The sequence below is a fragment of the Microcoleus sp. FACHB-68 genome (assembly GCF_014695715.1).
Classification (GTDB): domain Bacteria; phylum Cyanobacteriota; class Cyanobacteriia; order Cyanobacteriales; family Oscillatoriaceae; genus FACHB-68.
The window spans coordinates 685766-705351 of the sequence record NZ_JACJOT010000008.1 but is presented as its reverse complement, the minus strand read 5'-3'; the positions used below and the strand labels follow the sequence as shown (position 1 = coordinate 705351).

At 47.0% G+C, this 19586-nt stretch carries 20 protein-coding genes; 13 read left to right on the top strand and 7 right to left on the bottom strand.

The window, feature by feature from the left end; translation table 11 throughout:
- Positions 1 to 3: 3 nt before the first annotated feature.
- A complete protein-coding gene (locus H6F73_RS11925; protein WP_190758964.1) occupies positions 4 to 852 on the top strand; it encodes a type II CAAX endopeptidase family protein in 849 nt (282 codons plus the stop codon).
- Positions 853 to 901: 49 nt separating this feature from the next.
- Here H6F73_RS11925 and H6F73_RS11920 read toward each other — a convergent pair whose 3' ends face one another.
- Together H6F73_RS11920 and H6F73_RS11915 are read right to left on the bottom strand one after the other, a co-directional pair.
- The gene (locus H6F73_RS11920; protein WP_190758963.1) at positions 902 to 1546 is read right to left on the bottom strand and encodes a pentapeptide repeat-containing protein; all 645 of its coding nucleotides are present in this window, start codon (positions 1544 to 1546) and stop codon (positions 902 to 904) included.
- Positions 1536 to 2969, bottom strand: a complete 1434-nt coding sequence (locus tag H6F73_RS11915) for a DICT sensory domain-containing protein (protein ID WP_190758962.1) — start codon at positions 2967 to 2969, stop codon at positions 1536 to 1538. Before H6F73_RS11915 ends, H6F73_RS11920 begins: the two co-directional genes overlap by 11 nt.
- 974 nt (positions 2970 to 3943) lie before the next feature.
- Between H6F73_RS11915 and H6F73_RS11910 the strand changes: the two genes are divergently transcribed.
- From H6F73_RS11910 to H6F73_RS11895, 4 genes are all read left to right on the top strand, one after another.
- Positions 3944 to 4567 carry an Hsp20/alpha crystallin family protein gene (locus tag H6F73_RS11910; protein ID WP_199330504.1) on the top strand — a complete coding sequence of 208 codons (624 nt, stop codon included), beginning with the start codon at positions 3944 to 3946 and terminating at the stop codon, positions 4565 to 4567.
- A 352-nt stretch (positions 4568 to 4919) separates the two neighbouring features.
- Entirely contained in the window at positions 4920 to 6833 is a 1914-nt protein-coding gene (dnaK, locus tag H6F73_RS11905; protein ID WP_190758961.1) for a molecular chaperone DnaK, read from the top strand.
- A gap of 547 nt (positions 6834 to 7380) precedes the next feature.
- Positions 7381 to 7869, top strand: coding sequence for a peptidoglycan-binding protein (locus tag H6F73_RS11900; protein WP_190759624.1), 489 nt, complete (start codon positions 7381 to 7383; stop codon positions 7867 to 7869).
- A 28-nt stretch (positions 7870 to 7897) separates the two neighbouring features.
- The gene (locus H6F73_RS11895) at positions 7898 to 8257 is read left to right on the top strand and encodes a hypothetical protein (RefSeq protein WP_199330503.1); all 360 of its coding nucleotides are present in this window, start codon (positions 7898 to 7900) and stop codon (positions 8255 to 8257) included.
- Here the strand turns inward: H6F73_RS11895 and H6F73_RS11890 are convergent.
- Positions 8202 to 8939, bottom strand: a complete 738-nt coding sequence (locus tag H6F73_RS11890; protein WP_190758960.1) for a DUF6714 family protein — start codon at positions 8937 to 8939, stop codon at positions 8202 to 8204. The genes H6F73_RS11895 and H6F73_RS11890 overlap by 56 nt on opposite strands.
- A gap of 370 nt (positions 8940 to 9309) precedes the next feature.
- Between H6F73_RS11890 and H6F73_RS11885 the strand changes: the two genes are divergently transcribed.
- Entirely contained in the window at positions 9310 to 9981 is a 672-nt protein-coding gene (locus H6F73_RS11885; protein ID WP_190758959.1) for an acetoacetate decarboxylase family protein, read from the top strand.
- A 77-nt stretch (positions 9982 to 10058) separates the two neighbouring features.
- Here H6F73_RS11885 and H6F73_RS11880 read toward each other — a convergent pair whose 3' ends face one another.
- Positions 10059 to 10538, bottom strand: a complete 480-nt coding sequence (locus H6F73_RS11880; RefSeq protein WP_190758958.1) for an orange carotenoid protein N-terminal domain-containing protein — start codon at positions 10536 to 10538, stop codon at positions 10059 to 10061.
- 623 nt (positions 10539 to 11161) lie between these two features.
- On the opposite strand from H6F73_RS11880, the gene H6F73_RS11875 reads away from it, so the two are divergent.
- From H6F73_RS11875 to H6F73_RS11855, 5 genes are all read left to right on the top strand, one after another.
- On the top strand, positions 11162 to 11455 hold the full coding sequence (locus H6F73_RS11875; RefSeq protein ID WP_190758957.1) for a hypothetical protein: 294 nt from the start codon (positions 11162 to 11164) through the stop codon (positions 11453 to 11455).
- On the top strand, positions 11452 to 11865 hold the full coding sequence (locus H6F73_RS11870; protein ID WP_190758956.1) for a PIN domain-containing protein: 414 nt from the start codon (positions 11452 to 11454) through the stop codon (positions 11863 to 11865). The genes H6F73_RS11875 and H6F73_RS11870 overlap by 4 nt, the downstream gene beginning before the upstream one ends.
- 62 nt (positions 11866 to 11927) lie before the next feature.
- Entirely contained in the window at positions 11928 to 13736 is a 1809-nt protein-coding gene (gene proS, locus H6F73_RS11865) for a proline--tRNA ligase (RefSeq protein WP_190758955.1), read from the top strand.
- A gap of 80 nt (positions 13737 to 13816) precedes the next feature.
- Complete coding sequence (locus tag H6F73_RS11860) at positions 13817 to 14608, top strand: DUF2993 domain-containing protein (protein ID WP_190758954.1); 792 nt, start codon at positions 13817 to 13819, stop codon at positions 14606 to 14608.
- A gap of 254 nt (positions 14609 to 14862) precedes the next feature.
- Entirely contained in the window at positions 14863 to 15540 is a 678-nt protein-coding gene (locus H6F73_RS11855; RefSeq protein ID WP_190758953.1) for a GerMN domain-containing protein, read from the top strand.
- Positions 15541 to 15648: 108 nt separating this feature from the next.
- Here the strand turns inward: H6F73_RS11855 and H6F73_RS11850 are convergent, their stop codons facing one another.
- From H6F73_RS11850 to efp, 3 genes are all read right to left on the bottom strand, one after another.
- The gene (locus tag H6F73_RS11850; RefSeq protein WP_190667996.1) at positions 15649 to 16002 is read right to left on the bottom strand and encodes a metalloregulator ArsR/SmtB family transcription factor; all 354 of its coding nucleotides are present in this window, start codon (positions 16000 to 16002) and stop codon (positions 15649 to 15651) included.
- Between the two features lie 278 nt (positions 16003 to 16280).
- Complete coding sequence (gene accB / locus H6F73_RS11845) at positions 16281 to 16844, bottom strand: acetyl-CoA carboxylase biotin carboxyl carrier protein (RefSeq protein ID WP_190758952.1); 564 nt, start codon at positions 16842 to 16844, stop codon at positions 16281 to 16283.
- 75 nt (positions 16845 to 16919) lie between these two features.
- The gene (gene efp, locus H6F73_RS11840) at positions 16920 to 17477 is read right to left on the bottom strand and encodes an elongation factor P (RefSeq protein ID WP_190758951.1); all 558 of its coding nucleotides are present in this window, start codon (positions 17475 to 17477) and stop codon (positions 16920 to 16922) included.
- 201 nt (positions 17478 to 17678) lie between these two features.
- Here efp and H6F73_RS11835 point away from each other — a divergent pair, with 201 nt between their 5' ends.
- Complete coding sequence (locus H6F73_RS11835; protein WP_190759622.1) at positions 17679 to 18791, top strand: peptidylprolyl isomerase; 1113 nt, start codon at positions 17679 to 17681, stop codon at positions 18789 to 18791.
- A 297-nt stretch (positions 18792 to 19088) separates the two neighbouring features.
- Positions 19089 to 19391: a hypothetical protein gene (locus H6F73_RS11830; protein ID WP_190758950.1), complete on the top strand. Its 303-nt coding sequence runs from the start codon at positions 19089 to 19091 to the stop codon at positions 19389 to 19391.
- The last annotated feature ends 195 nt before the right edge of the window (positions 19392 to 19586 follow it).

The window sequence follows — 19586 nt, the reverse complement described above, 5'->3', positions numbered from 1 at the left end:
CAGTTGAAACTCCACCCCGATAGACTCGCTCACTACCCAGCACCCGCACGGCTGGGAATTTTTGTGCTGACGTTACTTTGCCTCTGGCTGCCCTTCTGCGTCCCTATTTACTGGCTTGTCAGCGATCAAAACTTGGTCAATATTCTGACGCTAGTTATTTTGTACGTGGAATTTATTGTCCTCGTGCGATTATGGGGGCGTTATGTTTACCGGCAGCCCCATCTTTTAAGCAACTATGGCTTAGAAAGAACAAGGCAGAATGCGATAGACCTCTTAAAAGGTTTATCCACAGGAATTTTAAGCCAACTGGGGCTGTTTGTGCTGCAAGGACTGCTAGGGTGGGTAGTCTGGCAACAACCGACTTCTGTTGTTTTCTTACGCCAAGTCATCCTAGAAGGCTTAATCGTTTCTCTCGGTATTGGTTTTGCCGAAGAATTGCTATTTCGCGGCTGGCTACTGGATGAATTGCAACGGAATTACAGCCTCAAAACCTCTCTATGGGTGGATGCAATCTTATTTGCATTGCTCCACTTTATTAAACCCCTGGAAGCCATTCTCAAAACGTGGCCGACATTTGTGGGACTGCTGGTGCTGGGTTTAACTTTAGTTTGGGCAAAACGCTCTCGCAGCGGACGCCTCGGCTTACCGATAGGACTTCATGCCGGCCTTGTTTGGGGCTTTTACATTATTAACGTCGGGCAACTGGTGCGATATTCAGGCAACGTCCCAGAATGGGTGACAGGAATTGATCGAAATCCTTTAGCCGGCGTCATGGGAGTGCTATGTTTGGGCACTCTCGCCCTGACAATGTGGACAGTTTCCAGAAAAAAAACCGCAGATAAACACAGATGAATTGCATACTATCTGCGTTTATTTGTGTGCATCTGCGGTTAAAAAATCTTTATCTAGATATCGGCTGTGCAACCGCAGTCCCCACAAGACAGGCACCCGTAAGCACCACACCTTCCAAGTTCGCATCCTGCAACTCAGCACAGAGTAAATTTGCACCCGAAAGATTTGCACCCGAAAGATTTGCACCTCGCAGATCCGCCTCTTCCAAATTTGCATCACTTAATAATGCGCCTTGCAGATCAGCTCGACTTAAATTAGCGCCGCTAAGATTAGCGCCGGTGAGATTGGCACCTCGTAAGTCTGTACTCCGCAAGTCTACTCCCTGCAAATTCACATTCATCAAATTTGCCCCGCTTAAAAAAGCGCCGGCAAAGGATGCCTCTGTGAGTTTAGCAGCCATTAAATTAGCCCCTCGCAGATTGCTACCGCGCAAGTCAGCGCCGGTTAAGTCGGCTTGCATTAAATTTGCTCCTAAGAAATTCGCCCGCAGATCAGCTCTCACAAGCTGGGCACCGAGCAAATTCGCGCCATCTAAACGCGCTCTTTCCAGGTTGGAACCGGCAAAATTAGTGCCAACTAAATTAGCACCGGCAAGATTAATTCCACTCAGCGTTAAATCTGAAAGGTCTTCATCTTCCAAATCTGCGCCTGGAAACTGTTTGGTTTTGCCTGATCGCAGCGCTTCAAGATTCATAGCGTCCTCCGCTGCTGTAAGTGCTAGTGGTTTCGCCGGCTTTTGCTTCACTATCGACCCGGAAATCTAACAACCACATTCCGGCTGTCATGTTAGGCGCACTCACCGGCAGGGTTAAACCTTGTTGTAAACCCATCACCAAAAGCGCCAAAGTATCGACAAGTTTGGGGTCCCAGCGTTCGCCTTGCTGCGCCTGACACTCTGCTAAAGCCTGGGCCGCGTAATTTCCTCCTGAACCGTCATCAGGTTGATTGGCTCGGTGAAGGGCCACTCGCTGTTGAAAGTCTGCCGCTAAGGCTAAAATTCTCGATTCTAAAGGAATTTCTTCGCCGGCCATCCCACCCGGCAAGCCGGTTCCATTCCACCACTCTGCCTCATGGGTAAGGATTCGCGCAACGGCTCGTAATTGCGGCATCCTTCGCAACACTTGCGCTCCCTGTACCAAGGGACAGCAAGGCCCATGTTCCTCGCCACCAGAGGAAGATCCACTGCTGAGGACACTTTCAACGCCTTGCAAAGGTTCAAGCCGGTGGAGTAAAGCTGCTAGATGCAGCCGCTTCATTTGCCATGCCGGTAAATCCAGCAGTTGCCCGAGCATTTCTGCCAGTGCCACGACTTCCGCTGCTGCCATTGGGTTGGTGGTGTCAGCGAGATCCATCAATTGCGCCATTCGCAAAAATGCCTGGATTTCGTTAGAAACCAAGTTCCGATCTAGCGCTTGTTGGCTGGAGAATGAATGAGCGTCCGGAATGCTGCCGGTTAATTCAAGCTGGCTCGTCTGCAAGTATTCCACCACGCGGGAGACAATTTCGCTCAGGTCGTCTCGCTCCTGGGCAACGGCTTCCTCGGTAATGGCTTGGACTTGAGCGGTTAAAGCTTGCGCCAGTTCTGGGTTGTAGCGCCCGATATGCTCGATTGCTAATTCTACGGTTTCTTTTACGAGTTCTGGTTCAAATGTCCATAAGCCATAAAATTTCCGATCTCGGTCTTCTTGGGGGAAGCCAGCCGGCCCATAATCTTCCTCAGACAGCTCTTGACAAAGTACGACTGCTGTGTATGTGGGTGACAAAATCATCAAATGCCACTCTTGAGCCACCGGGTCAGATGGATCTAAGCTGACTAAATCCACGTTTGGCATTTGGCTGGTGGGATGTTCCCCAAAGCCGCTCTCCGCTGCTGCCATAATCACGACGTTGCGGGACTTTTTCGCCAAATCGTTATAGCGATCAGCTTCCTGCAAATACCATTTGCCCCGTTGGAATGCGGCGATGACGATGGGTGAACTGGCGGAGTTCAAGATCCAGTCCTCTAGGGCGTGGCAAAGGGCAACTAGAGTGTTTTTGTAATAGACCCCGAATCTTATAGGTCTTTTGCCGGTTCGATGTGCGGCGTCGAGCTGCTGCACAATAGAGCCTTTTAACATTTATTTACATCAAATGAGAAAACATTATTGCATAAAAAAAGTATACTATCCCATTCTGAATTATGACGGGATCGCCTAAATTTAAGTCTTTTAGGGGTGAATCAGCTCTTGAGAGGGTTGGGGGACACTGGGATTAGGGAATAATCGGATTCTTAGATAAATAGGTAGTTGTGCCGGCTTCTCATATAAGCTCACCCGGACTTTAGGATTCGTGGCAAGATGAGAGCCGGTGTGCGTTTCTGAGGGTGAGCAGTTCAGGAATTGGTAGAGTCCGGTTATTGTTGCATCTCAATCTGATTGCTTTTGTTTGAGTGTGAGCAATACGCCCGAAAATTCGGAAAGTTTTTATCTCGAAATCAAAGATAATCCAAACTTTTAACCGGCTTCATCCAATTCCGGATATTAATCTAGGGGTTAATTGGCGGCTGATGGCTGACATACCGGCATCCCTAAAACACCGGCAGTCTTTTAATAAATTAAACATCTGACAATCAGCCGGGTTGAATCAGCTTAAGCGATTAGCCTGGAATTTAAACTAACCGAGGAATGCCGGCTTTTACAAAAAATCTACTTGAACGGTAAATACAACTAATAATTTACGGTTTGCCGCACCCTATATTGACAAGTGGTGCTATTGAAGAAATAAAAGTGCCGGCAAGGCAAGCAGATTCCCACAACCTTGCCACCTAGCAGCAGGATTTGTATAACCTCAGACGTACAATTTTACGGGCTTGGGACTTCGAGCGGCAAATACAACTATTAATTTACGGTTTGCACCAATTCTTTAACCCATTAGCTTCCGTAAGATGGAATTCAGTAGAGGACAGCAGTGAAGTGAAAACCTCAAACAAGCCTGTCCCTTTATCTAAGTTACCCAGCAGCACGGCTGCAACATTTTGAAATTTAAGCTTTCACCTTCTAACCTAATTCAACCAGGCTGGAAAAAAGCACATCTTATTAACAGAGGTAACCCGATGATGACACGGATGTATATGCAACCTTGGCGCGAACTTGCTACCATGCAAAATCAACTAGAGCGTATGTTCGGACTTCCTCAAACCAGGAATTGTGCTGCCGTTAACTCCTCACAATCGGGTATTAGCTGGACACCGGCAATAGAATTGCAAAATACAGAAACCGCGTTAATTTTACGTGCGGAAGTTCCCGGTGTCGAAGCCAAAGATTTGGATGTGCGAGTCAGCCGGCAAGCTGTAGTGCTCAGCGGTCAATATCAGCACAAACAAACGGATAATCAAGGACGCTACCGCACAGAATTCCGGTATGGCAATTTCCAGCGCGTGATTCAATTGCCGATGCCGGTGCTTAATGATCAACTGCAAGCTGAACTCAAAGATGGCATTCTCACCTTAACTTTGCCAAAAGAGTCATCTGTACGTCCGAAGGTGTTTAAAGTCAACATTGTTGACGCAACAGATGCCACTCCCGCACCCGCTGAGACTGCGGTTGAAACTGAACCAGCTATTGCCCCGGCAGTTGCACAAGAAGCTGATAGCGACATCCCAGCGACTCCTGAGAATAGCAAAGTCGTTGCGCCGGCAGATGCAGAAGTCACCGAAGATGTCTGGAATGCCGCTTAATTTACGGCACTTGTGGGCATTTAGCGCATAAGCGCCCACCGGGCAAACCAGGACTTACGCAAGCAGTTGGGGAAATAAAGATTTTTCTCCCCTTCTCCCCCTCAATCCCAATCGCGATTGAAAAGCGTAAGTCCTGTGGGGTTAAACCGCCCTCTCTCAGGTACGGTAACCCCCCCTTCATCAGAAGCCTCACCACGCTCAGTATATAAATATGTGACTTTCTAAAGTGTACTGAGCACAGATTGACTGCTGATTGAACCAAAAGCGATTTAATTCGCAGTCATTTGTATCCCTAAATAAACAGGCTGGTACAAGCCAAAGTTTTTGTAGTCATTGGAGCGAAAGCACCCCTATGGGAAAAGTTGTTGGAATTGATTTAGGAACCACTAACTCTTGCGTCGCCGTTATGGAAGGTGGCAAACCCACCGTAATCGCGAATGCAGAAGGTTTCCGCACGACACCGTCAGTCGTCGCCTTCGCAAAAAATGGCGATCGCTTGGTTGGCCAAATTGCCAAGCGCCAAGCGGTGATGAACCCTGAAAATACTTTTTACTCCGTCAAGCGCTTCATCGGGCGTCGCTTTGACGAAGTCACCCACGAATCAACCGAAGTTTCTTACAAAGTCCTGCGGGATGGCAACGGCAACGTCAAAATTGACTGCCCGACTGCCGGCAAACAATTTGCCCCGGAAGAAATCTCGGCGCAAGTTCTGCGGAAACTGGTAGACGATGCCAGCAAGTACCTCGGTGAAACTGTTACCCAAGCGGTAATCACGGTGCCGGCTTACTTTAACGACTCCCAGCGTCAAGCAACGAAAGACGCGGGTAAGATTGCCGGTTTGGAAGTTCTGCGGATTATCAACGAACCGACTGCCGCTTCTCTTGCCTATGGTTTAGACAAGAAGAGCAACGAAACCATCTTGGTGTTTGACTTGGGTGGTGGTACGTTCGACGTGTCCATCTTGGAAGTGGGCGACGGTGTGTTTGAAGTGTTGGCAACCTCTGGTGACACTCACCTGGGTGGCGACGACTTCGACAAGAAGATCGTAGACTACCTCGCCGGCTCATTCCAAAAGGCTGAAGGCATCGATCTCCGCAAAGACAAGCAAGCCCTGCAACGTCTGACGGAAGCGGCTGAAAAAGCCAAGATTGAACTTTCTAGCGTCACTCAAGCTGAAATCAACTTGCCTTTCATCACGGCAACCCAGGAAGGGCCAAAACACCTGGATATGACCCTGACACGGGCTAAGTTTGAAGAACTGTGTGCCGATTTGATTGATCGCTGCCGCGTGCCGGTGGAAAACGCAGTGCGCGATGCCAAAATCGACAAGAGTGCCCTGGATGAAGTGGTGCTAGTCGGTGGTTCTACCCGGATTCCTGCTGTTCACGAATTGGTGAAGCGCGTTCTGAATAAGGAACCCAACCAAAGCGTGAACCCGGATGAAGTGGTTGCCGTGGGTGCAGCAATTCAAGCGGGTGTGCTTGCCGGCGAAGTCAAAGACATCTTGCTACTCGACGTATCCCCCCTGTCTCTGGGTGTGGAAACCTTGGGCGGCGTGATGACCAAGATTATCCCTCGCAACACCACAATTCCTACCAAGAAGTCGGAAGTGTTCTCGACGGCTGTAGACGGTCAAACCAACGTCGAAATCCACGTTCTGCAAGGCGAACGGGAAATGTCCAACGACAACAAGAGTCTGGGACAGTTCCGCCTCGATGGCATTCCTTCTGCGCCTCGTGGTGTGCCTCAAATTGAAGTCACCTTCGACATTGATGCTAACGGTATCTTGAATGTGACGGCTAAGGATAAGGGCACCGGCAAGGAACAATCCATCAGCATCACCGGCGCTTCTACCCTTCCCAACGATGAAGTTGATCGGATGGTGAAGGAAGCCGAACGCAATGCCGAAACTGACCGGGAACGTCGTGAAAAGATTGATCTGAAGAACCAAGCCGACTCTTTGGCTTACCAAGCTGAAAAGCAGCTTAAGGATCTAGGCGACAAGGTACAGGCTGCTGATAAGACCAAGGTTGAAGGATTGGTTAAAGACCTGCGTGAGGCTATCAGCAAGGAAGATTTCGACCGGATCAAGACACTCACGGGCGAACTGCAACAAGCTCTCTACGCAGTCGGTAGCAATATCTATCAGCAAGCCGGTGGCGGTGAGGCTCCTGAAGGCCCAACTCCCGACGGTGCTGGCGATGAGCCGAAATCTGCCGGTGGCGAAGATGATGTGATTGATGCTGAGTTCTCTGAAACGAAGTAGTCAGCCGGTGCGGGTTTTAGATCTACAATATGTGAGCAAAACCCGCTCCCTTCTTCTCAAGAAATAACAGATAGCTAATTTATTTTTAAAGGTTGATAATGTCTGCTAAAGCGCACATTGTCAGCCTTTTTTTATTATGCAATTTTACTAATTAAAGCAATAGTTCAGCACGGTTTGCTGCTATTTGTCTTATACCCATTGAAAAAATAATTGTGCAACATGATGGAGCTTTGGATTCTCAACCCAACCCCTTTTTTCAGTGTTGAGTTTCGTGTTCCTCTGCCTAACCTCCCTATCTGTCGCATTCTTTCCTGAAGCTAGTATTCCTTATTTCTCTTACAGTGACCGCATCGGAGCCGGCATCACGCCAATCCGTATCCCGATTCAGTCTAATACTGTTGCATTTTATCAAACGCCCTCATCCTTACGGGTGAACTCACTGAACGATTGTCAAACCCTCCAAAGCGATGAACTGCTTGGGCGATGGTGATGAGGGGTGTTGCCCCCTAATCTAGGAAGTGTAGAGATTCAACTCACTCAAACAACTATGCAACTGTTTGACAAGCAACTTTCCTCCCAAGCTACCGCTCAACTGAACAAGCCTCAACTGACACTTGGATCAAAAGGCGATGCCGTTAAAGAACTGCAAAAGCTTCTCAACCACTGGGGTTACTACCTTCCGATTGACGGAACCTTTGGACAGACAACCTTAGACATTGTGAAAGCTTTTCAGCGCCGCGTCTTCCTCAAAGCCGATGGCGTTGTCGGGAATTTAACCTGGCAAGCGCTTTACACCGGCGCTCCCGTTAATATGCCGATTTTGCAACGGGGAAGCAAAGGTCAAGCAGTCATTACACTTCAAGAAACGCTTCAAATTACAGGCCACTATACAGGCCGGCTGGACGGAGACTTTGGCGCAACGACTGATGCTGCCGTTCGCAGTTTCCAGAAAGATGCCGATTTAATCGCTGATGGCATTGTTGGTTCTAAAACCTGGTACGCTCTGAGCAAAATTTTTGTCCCAATGGGGTGCTAATTAAGACTCGCTAAAAATCAGCAGGATATTGCAAAACCCTGCTGATTTTTACTCAACCCTCAAACACTTCAGCCCAATTATTTTCATTCAATTCAAAACTATGCAAACATCCACCTCTACAAACGAACCTGCTCTATCTATCCCTAAAGCCAAGAGTATCTTTGCCAGCAAAACCTTTTGGGGAGTTGTTTTTACAACGGTTGCTGCTATCGCGCCCATTCTAGGAAATGCGGTTAAAGAACAAAAGCTAAGTGTCGATGCAACTGTCAATATTGTGATTATTCTTTGTGGCAGTGGGGCGACAGTAGCCGGACGGGTTCAAGCTAAACAGCCTATTTACACTCCCCAGGGTTTACCTGGTCCCAATATTGATTCAATGCTCTCCTAGCAGCACCGGCATCGACCCAATAAGCACCATAAGTCGCCATAAATTTTAGGAAGTTACACACAGCTTTTGACTGCTCCGCATTGAGTAAGCGAAAGCGATAGTAAGGGTCATCTACTCTTTCATAAGCACTCAAAGTATAAATAGTGAAATCAACAGAATTTGATTCACTGGTTATGTAATTCTTGAGCGTCCAAACCATATAAGCAGGAAGATAGTATCGAAATCCTTTGGCATCAAAAAAAGGAAAGACATCGTAAAAATATTCAATCCACTCATCTGGAACATCTTGCCACCGGCAGTCTGTGTCTTTCTTACGAGCTTCAGCGCGTCCCTCTGCGCCTTCATGGTGGTCAATTTCTCGCGCTTCGTGCAGTGAAACGCCGCCGTCGCGAGTGACGCCCTCAAATGCTTTGGTAATTTGTTTGATCAACAGTGAGCCGGCGGCGCAAGCTTTCTCATCAAGCGTTAGCCAATCAGGATCTCGCTGATCGGTAGGTGTGGCAGCGCGAACATAATCGAGCCATTCCTGCTCACAAGCGCCGAAAGCGAGAAAGTTTTGCTGTGCCCAATGCAGGAAAATTTCGTCTGCCGCATCTTTCCAACAGCAAATCGGGCAAATCAAGTATGTCCCCGGTGGTTTTTCACCCAGGGTTCTGTAGCCGCAACATGGACAGGGATACATGGCTTTTCTATAAGGTGCTTGGTTAATAATTTACCATTTTACAAAAAATTGGCTAGAGATAAAGCTCAGCAAATTTCTTACCATCCGTCAAAACAACAATGATAAGTAAGTTGATATTTTGACTCGCTGAGCATTTTAGCCGAATATAAACCTCATAAAATGTTTTTAACTTTCAGAATCCTTAATTATTTTTCTAATTGCGTAATTTTGTTAAATTTGATTTTTTTAGATATTGGCTATTCGCTGATATCCAATTGAGAGCTGCTTAAAGCTATTTCTAGTGGAGCTAAGGTAAAATAGTATTACAAGAAAAGCAGGGTTTAACAGACTTCTTGCAAAGCATGATTTTTTAAATGAGGAAAATCTAAAAATGGCTTATCCAAAAGCACCTTGGAAACTTCAAGGTTACGCTATCCAGACTGGGCAGTTAGTTGATATTGAACAAGCTCGTCCATTCATTCCCCCAGAGTTTGAAATTATTTCTGTGTTGCCTGGAAAAACGTTAGGTGGGGTTTATGCTTCCCGCTACGAATCAGGTTCAGCGCTGGAGTACAGCGAGTTAATAGTTGTCGCCGGCTTGGTTAGCTATGCCGGCAACTGGGGAGCTTGGATTTCTCATATTTATGTAGATAATCCTGATTCGGTTGCCGGCGGTCGAGAAATTTGGGGTTTGCCGAAAGAATTAGCTGAGTTTACTTGGGATAAACGCGAAGATTCATCTCAGGTTGCTGTCCGTCAAGGCAACCGAAAATTGTGCCGATTCAGCACCACAAATATGGTACTACCGTTCTCTACAGGTTTCCCTCTGCCTTTAAGTGGGCCGGTTCTCAGTGCCTTAAATTCTGATGTGCTGCTGTTTAAAGGTGAGTTTAATTCTCCTTTAGAGCTAGTTAATGGGAAATTGGATATCCCAACAGAGAGTCCTTTTGCACGTTTAAATTTAGATAAACCTCTGCTAACGGTTAAATGCCAATCGTTGCAAATTTTGGTTAATGCGCCAGAAGTGGTGGGTCAAAAATCTGTTGATTTCAGCTATCAGTAATCGCAACAAAACCCCCGCTAATCGCTAATATAGCGGGGGAATATGAGACGAGTTCAGCCAAGATTTACGAATAGTTCCTAAATGCTAGCACCTGAGGCCGCTTCGGCACCCATTGGCAATACGCCACCGCGCAGGAAATCGATCTGCTGTTGAAAGTCCATAGACTCGATTTGCCCTAAGAGGTTTTGCCCTTCTGGAGAAAGCTGATAGTCTGGAGGCATGGGAATGATGGTTCCGCTGTCCATACCTTGGGCGAGAAAATACCAGAAAGCTAGCTTGGTTTCAGGACTCATGGAACCATACATCCGGCTGATTTCTGTGCTTTTCTTGCCGGCAATATCCCGCTGAACTTGTAGCTGTTCTTCATGGGACAAGTCTTTAACTTGATTGAACAACCCTTGGGCGATTTCAGAACCCGATGCGCCAGGAGCTGCCGGTGTGACTGATGTACCCATTTTTTCGTAAACAAACCACAGCACAGCCAGCTGAGTGTCTACATCTAAGCTGCCAAAAGCTTCTTTACCTTTATCGTAAGCACCGCTAGTACCAGATGTCATCTAATTCTCCAAAAACTAATAATTGCTGAGTTTCCTTATTTGTTTGGAAACTTGTTTTGTCTTCTTTATAAAAGTTAACAACTATTTAATCAGTATTGAATCTTGCTGAAGAGGGAGATATTTTTGCCGGAAAATCAGTCAAATTTGTATCAAAACTCTCAGAAAATTTATAACCAAAGGAAGAACCCTGTAGTCGTTGATTCTGCATTCAAAATCATTTGGGATCACGGCTCATGTTTGAAAAGCAGCGAACTTGCGCCAGCATCTTTATTAAATTCCAAATAGATATATATCCAGCTAACTATAAATAGGTCAGGCTTAACGTATCACCATGAGTGAATACAGCGTGCCGGCAACACTAAAATGATTCTGCAGGATAACCGGGCTGAGCAACTAAAAAGATAAATTATTCAGATGCCGATGAAAGGGACAACCTGCTTAGTGAAGCGACTTAGGTTGGGAAAAGGAGTGATTCAAGCCGGTTGAAAGTCGTAATTTCCTGCAAGTGCAAGTCTGAAGCGGCGTTTTTATTGTTCAGTGTGGTTGCCCTCAAATTAGCTTCTCCAAAAGCTTTAGCATATAAATTGAACCATCATCACCTAACAACTTCTTAAAACTCGACTATGCAAGCATATAAACTTAAAGGAAAAATTGACGCAGCCGGCCACTTAACCCTCACCGAATCAATCGACTTACCTGTGGGCGATGTAGAAGTTATCATCTTGCAAGAGGTGAAAACTGTAACTGAGCCGGTTAATCTCACATCCGAACCCCTAGCCGAAAAGCCAGAAATTTCCAAAAATTCGGAGCAAAGCAACATTTTTAGTGATTGGCTAGCCCAAGCAAATCCAATTTCTCCCGATTTCGATCCAGATCAAGTTCGATGGGAAGCTTTACGAGAAAAACACCAACTGTGAAAGTCCTCCTAGACACTAATATCATTCTGGATGTGGCGCTGCAACGACAGCCTTTTTTTGACCAAAGCAACCAAGTCTTGACACGGGTTCAGCAGAACCAAATAAAAGGCTATGTTTCTGGCTCAACCTTTAGCGATCTTTATTACCTTATCCGTAAAGCTCAAGGGCGAGAGAGGGCACTTGATTTCTTAAGGAGGCTCGCCACAATCTGCCGAATTGCAACGGTGGATGAAGCGGCGATTGCAATAGCACTCACTGCCAACTTCACAGACTTTGAAGATGCGATTCAGTACAGTAGTGCCATTATCAATCATCTCGATGCAATCATCACCCCCAACCCGCAAGACTACATCAATGCCACATTGCAAATTCTCACCCCCACCCAATTGATTCAGCGACTTGGGAGCTAACCCTAATGATGTCCTAGACTGATCTGAGATAATGATCGTCCGGTCTAGAAAGGGAACAAGCGATGCGACTGTCACAGATGCTCTTTGTCACACTGCGGGAAGATCCAGCCGAAGCGGAAATTCCCAGCCATAAACTATTGCTACGCGCCGGCTATATCCGTCGCATTGGCAGCGGTATTTATGCTTACTTGCCCTTGATGTGGCGCGTACTGCGTAAAGTCAGCCAAATTGTGCGCGAAGAAATGGACGCCACCGGCGCACAAGAATGTCTCCTGCCACAACTACAGCCGGCTGATCTTTGGCGAGAATCCGGTCGCTGGGACACCTACACCCAAGCTGAAGGCATCATGTTTGCCCTCACAGACCGGCAAGACCGAGAATTAGGATTGGGGCCAACCCACGAAGAAGTGATCACAACCGTTGCCAAGGAAATGATCCGTTCTTATCGGCAACTTCCTCTGCACCTCTATCAAATTCAAACCAAATTCCGCGATGAAATTCGCCCTCGCTTCGGCTTAATGCGCGGACGGGAATTCATCATGAAAGATGGCTACTCTTTCCACACCGATGAAGAAAGCCTGAAAAAAACTTATCAAGATATGGATCGTGCCTACAGCAATATGCTGCGCCGGTGCGGTTTGAAATTTCGTCCGGTGGATGCAGATTCTGGGGCGATTGGTGGGTCGGGTTCCCAAGAATTTATGGTATTGGCAGAAGCCGGTGAAGATGAAGTTCTCTACACCGAAGATGGTCAATATGCTGCCAATGTGGAAAAAGCAATTTCCTTGCCGGCAGATGCAGAAACTTCACCCTTTACAAGTTATGAAAAACGGGAAACTCCCGGAACGGACACCATCGAAAAACTCGGCAAATTTCTCAAGTGTTCTGCTACCCAAATTGTCAAAAATGTGCTTTATCAAGCCGTCTATGACAGCGGCATGACTGTGCTGGTAATCGTTAGCATCCGAGGCGATCAAGATGTTAATGAAGTCAAATTACTGAATGAGCTGACAAAGCAAGCAGAGAAATACGGCTCTAAAACCGTTCTTGCCCTTAGTGTACCCGATGCAGACGCGCAAAAGAAATGGGCAGCTCAATCCCTACCTTTAGGGTATATCGCGCCTAATGTGGAAGATAGCTACATTAAATCTGATAAAAGTGTAGCGCCCAAATTTTTACGCTTAGTCGATCAAACAGCGGTTGATTTAAAAAACTTCGTCACCGGCTCTAATGAATCAGGCTATCACGTCGTTGGTGCAAATTGGGGCGAACAATTTCAACTGCCAGAAAAAGTTGTTGATGTCCGCAAAGCCAAAGCCGGTGATCGTGCTAGCCACAACCCCAGCCAAACTCTGCAAAGTGCCAGAGGAATTGAAGTGGGTCACATCTTCCAACTCGGCATCAAATATTCTAAAGCAATGGGAGCGACCTACACGAATGAACAAGGGGAAGAAGTGCCTCTCGTCATGGGTTGCTACGGGGTTGGCGTCTCTCGGTTAGCTCAATCAGCCGTTGAGCAATCTTATGACAAAGATGGGATTATTTGGCCGGTAGCCATTGCACCTTATCATGCGATCATTACCGTCCCAAATGTGGGAGACGCAAACCAAGTAGAAGTTGCAGAAAAACTCTACAACGAGTTAAATCAAGCCGGCATCGAAACACTTTTAGATGACCGAGATGAGCGTGCCGGTGTCAAATTTAAAGACGCGGACTTAATTGGAATTCCCTACCGGCTCGTTACAGGACGCTCTCTCAAAGAAGGGAAACTAGAAGTTGTAGAACGCGCGACTCACAAATCTCAAGAAATTCCTGTTGGTGAAGTTGTGGAAACTTTAAAACAGTGGATTGAGGCAGCCAAACAATCGTAAATGTTAAACGCAGAGGAAAAGCAGGTCATAGCTGACTTCGTGTAACCTTTGCGTTTAAAAATTTATCCCTAATAACTGAAATGGAATTTTTTGCCATCTTCCTGTCACTTTTGCTTTCTGTTATTTCCCCAGCCGGCCTCATTCTTGACAACACTGCCGAAAAGGCAATCCGCTCTCAATTTGAAAAAGTTGAGCAACTGCAAGTGCGCGTTGATAATGCTCCGAGCTATCAAATTGTGGAGGGGAAAATAGGACGGGTACGAGTTGCCGGTAGAGGTTTGTGGCTGACTGAAGATTTCCGAATAGCCGATTTAGAAGTAGAAACCGATCCAATTAATGTTGATATCGGGCGCTTGCGAAAGGGTGGGACGCGCGATTTCTCAGCGCTGCGGGAGCCGGCACAGGGTGGGGTGCGTTTGGTTTTAACCGAGGAAGATATCAATAAAGCCTTGCAAGGGCCAGATGTCACAAGCCGGCTGCGAAATCTGGGGATTCGTGTGTTGGGGAGTCAAGAAGCTGAGCAATTGCAACGCTATGACATTGTCAACCCACGGGTAGAATTTTTAGACAACAACCGGCTGCGTTTTCAAGTGGAAATTCAGGAAAGGGGCTATTCAGAACAACTGGCGATTACCGTTGAATCAGGACTAAGCATTATTTCAGGCCGGCAGTTACAATTAATTGACTTGGCCGTGCTGGTAAATGGGGAACCCGCACCGGCTCGCTTAGTTAAAGGTTTATCTCAGGGAATCAGCCGGCAACTGGATCTCCAAACTTTAGAGAGATCCGGAATTCTCGCGCGGCTTTTACAATTAAAAATAACCTCGGAACAATTAGAGATGGCGGCATTTGTGCAAGTCAAACCGCGATGAATTGTCTTCTAGAGGAGCGCGAAAAGCAGTTACAGCAGTCTGGGACTTCTGGCCGTTTCTGGAAAACTGCCGCTTTTCATGTAGTTGTCAGTAAGGTCTCCTCACACCAAAAGCAGTTAGCAAGTCAATGTTCCGATACCCGGATGCCCAGATTTTGGATTGAATCTAAAATCTAAAATCTAAAATCGCGCTTTACGGCTGAATGCTTATTCTCACCCTGAATTCTGTTAAATCCTCAAGGAGTCCCTTCTGTTATGAACGAGCAACAACAAGGTCGTCGCCTCCCAACCGGCGTCTTGGCAGGCTTAGCGGCGCTGGTTTTAGTGGCTGGTGGTAGCACCGCTTGGTTAGTCCGGAATTCGCAGACAACATCTGAGGTTCCAATTGTCACTCCCACGGTAATTCCCACAACGATACCTACTGTCGAGCCGACAGAAACGCCAACCTTGCCAGTGCAGCCAACGCCGGCAACGCCGGCAACACAGCCAACGCAGCCAGCCGCACAGCCAACGGCGCAAATTTTTTGGCTTAGAGACACCGGCACCAGTACAGAGTTAGTGCCGGTGCCGATTGCCCAAAATAAGGCCGACAAAGCTGATGCTAATTTGCAGGTGGCTTTTAATAATTTGTTAGCAGGACCCACAGACACCGCAAACAGCAGTGCCATCCCTCAGGGAACAAAAATGCGGAGTTTAGCGGTTAAGAACGGTGGAGTCTACCTGGATCTATCGCGGGATTTTAAAACCGGCGGCGGTAGTTCCTCGATGATCGCTCGCTTGGCTCAGGTGCTCTACACGGCGACCAGTTTAGAACCTAACGCTAAAGTCTGGATTTCTGTGGAAGGCGAACCTTTAGAACTTTTAGGGGGTGAAGGTTTAGAGGTTCCGCAGCCACTCACGCGCGACATTTTCCGAAAGGATTATTCGCTTTAATCAGGGCCGGCGTCTTTTGCAATACAGTCTCCGCTGGATGCCGGTGAAGGTAAATTCTCTGAAGCGAGATTCTTCACCGCATTCAGTTTGGTCTTAGGTGGCTTACGCTCATTCTTTGCTGATCAGGCTAAAGGCGCGGAAGTGGCGGGCTTGCTGCTCAATCCGCGTCGCCAAGCGATCACACACTAAGTTACACAGCTCAAAAATCAGCTGGTCTTCCACTCGGTAGTAAGCTGAGGTGCCTTCTGTTCGCCGGCAGAGTATTCCGGCTTGCAGCATCACTTTGAGATGCTTCGAGACGTTGGCTTGACTGGTTTCGGTGGCTTCGACTAACTCTTGCACACACTTTTCGCCGTCGCGGAGTAAGTTCAAAATTTTGAGCCGCATTGGCTCACTCAAAATGCTGAAGTATTCGGCAACTTGTTGGACGACTTCTTGTGGGACAGGCTGCGCTGATTTCATCGGATCAACCTGAAAGGACTGATCCCCAGATTTTACCAGTTAACCTGTCTATGCCAATACAGTAATTAACCTAGAATTTTTAAGGCTGATTTTTACTGGCTTTAAAGTTTTGCAACAATGCCTTGCTCAAGCCTTTTAAGTCTTGAATTGCGAGGCCGGCCCAGATGCTTGTGGGGAAGGGTATTTGATTCACAATTACCTATCATAATTTCGTTGAAAAGTCAACGAATATTTTGGTGAATTGTGTCCCGCACCCGTTCCCCTGGTTCTGGCTGCCGCTACTCTGGGTTAATCCGCAGCAAAACTTGGCCATATTCCACCGGCTCCCCATTCTGGCCGGCAATCTCCATTACTTGTCCAGACACCTCAGCTTCAATTTCGTTCATCAGCTTCATTGCCTCAATAATGCAGACCGTCTGGCCAACTTTAATCCGATCACCCACCTCGACAAAAGGCGCTTCAGTCGGGGCCGGTGATCGGTAAAACGTCCCTACCATCGGGGAAATGACATCAATCCACTTTTTATCATTGGGAGGGGGAGCAATGGGAGCCGGCACAGGAGGATTCGCCCCGGCATTTCCTTGGCTGGTTCCACTTGGCCCAGATTCTGATCCAGTACCGGGAGCCACAGAAGTCAATGCTGGTGGGGCTGGGGATGCTGGGGTTCCCCAAGGGGCACCTCCCCCAGCTGGCGGCTCGAATGTTGGCGTGCCGCGCTCAACCAGATGGATGCCCTTGCGTACCGTCAGCTCAAAATCGCCACTTTTTAACGTCAGCTCTGAGATGTCAGTCTGATCGAAAACCGCTAGCAGCTCGCGGAGTTGATTTAAATCTAATTGCACAGTGGTTTGACCCCGTCAAAACTTATGAATTTTGACTTTTGAATTATCAGTGAATAAATCAAAACTCAAAACTTTTTACTCTCGGCCTAAGTAGGTATCCTCACGGGTATCAATCCGAATCCGCTCTCCCACAGAAATAAATAAGGGAACCATTACTTGAGCGCCGGTTTCCACAATGGCAGGTTTAGTGCCGCCTGTTGCGGTATCTCCTTTGACACCCGGATCGGTATCAGTTATTTCCAGCACGACGGAATTCGGCAGTTCCACGTCTAGAACTTGTTCGCCCCACCGGACGACGTTGACTTCCATTCCTTCCTTGAGATACTTGACGCGGTTGCCAATTTGAGCAGAACTCAAATGCGCTTCTTCGTAAGTGGCCATATCCATAAAGACAAACTCGTCGCCGTCTTTATAGGTATGCTGCATAGTGCTTTTTTCTAGGTTGGCCTGGGGAACTGTTTCGCCGGCTCGGAATGTCCGCTCTATAACGTTCCCGTTCTTGACATTTCTAAGTTTTGTACGAACAAAAGCTGAACCTTTTCCTGGCTTAACGTGCAGGAATTCCACCACCCGCCAAACGTTATCATCTAATACAATCGTGACACCGGGGCGAAAGTCGTTACTGGAGATCATGAATCTTTCTCGGGCAGAACAATCGGCATTTTATTTTACCGCGAGCGTGACCCCTTGCTGACCTGCGGCTGGGACGAGTCAGACAAAAGTCAGTTGGGGATTAACGCGCCCCGCCGGCAGCGCTGTGGCAATATGGTTAAGGCAAGAACATTTTTGCCGCCTAACTCTGCAAACCGCTCGAAGAAGCTTTTCTTCAGACTAATGCATCACTTGAGCAAAGTAATGATGGATGGATTCAAACGCTGGCTAAAAACCGGCACGATCGCGCTGCTGCTCACTCTATCTCTAGGACTGAGCGCTGCTGCTAACCGTGACTATGGCTTGCCGGCTGGAAATGCAATTACCGATGGCAGAGCACTGTTGCGATATGCTTTGCCGATTGAAAATGAGCCGGTGCGAAAACTTCAGACCTCTTTGGAAGATATCTCGACCCAACTGCGGGCAAAACGGCGCTGGGGTGGAGTTACGAGCGACATTAGCACAGCAGAAAGAATTGTGAATCGTCAATCAGATCTGCTTGCCAGTGTTGCAGAAGCGAAACAACCGGAAGCGGAAGCTTTAATCGCTCAGCTTAAAGAAGGTTTGGCCACTATGAGAGCGGCCACCGAAGCCAAAGATAAGGAACAAATTTGGATCAAGCGCACTGAAATGCTCAATCTGGTTGGCCAGCTTGAAGCGTTAATGGTGGGAGAATATCCCTTTGAGGTGCCAGAACAGTACAGCTACTTGCCCCAACTTAAGGGACGTGCCACGGTGGAAGTGGTGACGGACAAAGGCAAGATTACGCTCGTTGCAGACGGCTACAATGCACCCGTTACCGCCGGCAATTTTGTCGATCTCGTTCAGCGCGGTTTTTACGACGGGTTGGAATTTATTCGTTCGGAAGAATCCTATGTGCTGCAAGCCGGTGATCCACCCGGCCCGGAAGTGGGTTTTATTGACCCGACTTCTAAAAAATACCGCAATGTTCCCCTAGAAATTCTTGTCAGAGGCGATCAAGAACCAACCTACGGCATTACTTTGGAACAAGCCGGTCGCTATCGTGATCAGCCGGTGCTTCCCTTCTCTGCCTATGGTGCGGTGGCAATGGCGCGTCCTGAAACCGAAGTGGATGGTGGATCTTCTCAGTTTTTCTTTTTCTTATTTGAACCTGAACTGACGCCTGCCGGTCTTAATTTGCTAGATGGTCGTTATGCTGTCTTTGGCTATGTTATTGAGGGTAAGGAAGTTCTGGAAAAATTGAGCGCGGGAGACAAAATCCTATCTGCCAAGGTTATCCAAGGCGGAGAAAATTTAGTTCAACCGCAAGCTTAATAGGGGCTAAGCATTCGGGTAATCAATCTTGAGTTTAATCCGTAATTGATTGCTCCGAATGCTTCATCTATATCTGCTTGGGATTGGCCGGCTCTATTCTATTGTTCTTTTTATTGCACTGCCGGTCATTCTATTAGGCATCGTAAATTAATAGTTTTTTCTCGTAATTAGATTTATTGAAAAGATTTTTTAACCAGAGATAAACATAGATAAATACAGATGGGTTATGAGTTGGGATGAGGGATTAATTGCGTGTGGTAAATTTTTGCAAAAGATTTATTAATAGGATGTTAGTTTATGATAATTATTGAGTTTGCGTTTATTATCAGTGTGGGTGTGTTGATAGGTATTGGGATTTTCAATTCTGTTAAGATTAGTCAGCAGCAGCAGCGGTTAGAGAATGCTTTTTACCATTTGCTAGAAGCTCAAAATGGGGAAGTATCTCTGATTCAGTTGGCTGCCGGTGCTAGAGTTGAGGCTGAACTAAGTCGGCAATATTTAGAACGCCAAGCTAAGGTGTTTTCCGCGAGTTTAGAAGTTGATGATGATGGAAATACTTATTACCGATTTCCTAAACTTCGCCTTCCTGGAAATAATTAGTACCTTCGATTTTGAAGCGCTTTTTTAGGAATTTTGATCAGTGCCGGTGGAAAATCTGGTTTCTCCCACTTGGGCTAAAATTATATGGGAAATAAACTTACCTTAGCTGTATATAAATTTGTAAATAGTCCTTCCCCTCAAATTAAAAATAACGTACATTTTATCAAGAAAATACAAACTAATGTTTTTTATAAG

Excerpts from the sequence above, each read along its gene's own strand:
- H6F73_RS11830 (WP_190758950.1), top strand. The coding sequence starts at position 19,089 with ATGATAATTATTGAGTTTGCGTTTATTATCAGTGTGGGTGTGTTGATA.
- H6F73_RS11875 (WP_190758957.1), top strand. The coding sequence starts at position 11,162 with ATGCAAGCATATAAACTTAAAGGAAAAATTGACGCAGCCGGCCACTTA.
- H6F73_RS11900 (WP_190759624.1), top strand. The coding sequence starts at position 7,381 with ATGCAACTGTTTGACAAGCAACTTTCCTCCCAAGCTACCGCTCAACTG.
- H6F73_RS11855 (WP_190758953.1), top strand. The coding sequence starts at position 14,863 with ATGAACGAGCAACAACAAGGTCGTCGCCTCCCAACCGGCGTCTTGGCA.
- H6F73_RS11835 (WP_190759622.1), top strand. The coding sequence starts at position 17,679 with ATGCATCACTTGAGCAAAGTAATGATGGATGGATTCAAACGCTGGCTA.
- dnaK (WP_190758961.1), top strand. The coding sequence starts at position 4,920 with ATGGGAAAAGTTGTTGGAATTGATTTAGGAACCACTAACTCTTGCGTC.
- H6F73_RS11860 (WP_190758954.1), top strand. The coding sequence starts at position 13,817 with ATGGAATTTTTTGCCATCTTCCTGTCACTTTTGCTTTCTGTTATTTCC.
- H6F73_RS11910 (WP_199330504.1), top strand. The coding sequence starts at position 3,944 with ATGATGACACGGATGTATATGCAACCTTGGCGCGAACTTGCTACCATG.
- H6F73_RS11885 (WP_190758959.1), top strand. The coding sequence starts at position 9,310 with ATGGCTTATCCAAAAGCACCTTGGAAACTTCAAGGTTACGCTATCCAG.
- proS (WP_190758955.1), top strand. The coding sequence starts at position 11,928 with ATGCGACTGTCACAGATGCTCTTTGTCACACTGCGGGAAGATCCAGCC.
- H6F73_RS11890 (WP_190758960.1), bottom strand. The coding sequence starts at position 8,939 with ATGTATCCCTGTCCATGTTGCGGCTACAGAACCCTGGGTGAAAAACCA.
- H6F73_RS11850 (WP_190667996.1), bottom strand. The coding sequence starts at position 16,002 with ATGAAATCAGCGCAGCCTGTCCCACAAGAAGTCGTCCAACAAGTTGCC.
- H6F73_RS11880 (WP_190758958.1), bottom strand. The coding sequence starts at position 10,538 with ATGACATCTGGTACTAGCGGTGCTTACGATAAAGGTAAAGAAGCTTTT.
- H6F73_RS11920 (WP_190758963.1), bottom strand. The coding sequence starts at position 1,546 with ATGAATCTTGAAGCGCTGCGATCAGGCAAAACCAAACAGTTTCCAGGC.
- H6F73_RS11915 (WP_190758962.1), bottom strand. The coding sequence starts at position 2,969 with ATGTTAAAAGGCTCTATTGTGCAGCAGCTCGACGCCGCACATCGAACC.
- efp (WP_190758951.1), bottom strand. The coding sequence starts at position 17,477 with ATGATCTCCAGTAACGACTTTCGCCCCGGTGTCACGATTGTATTAGAT.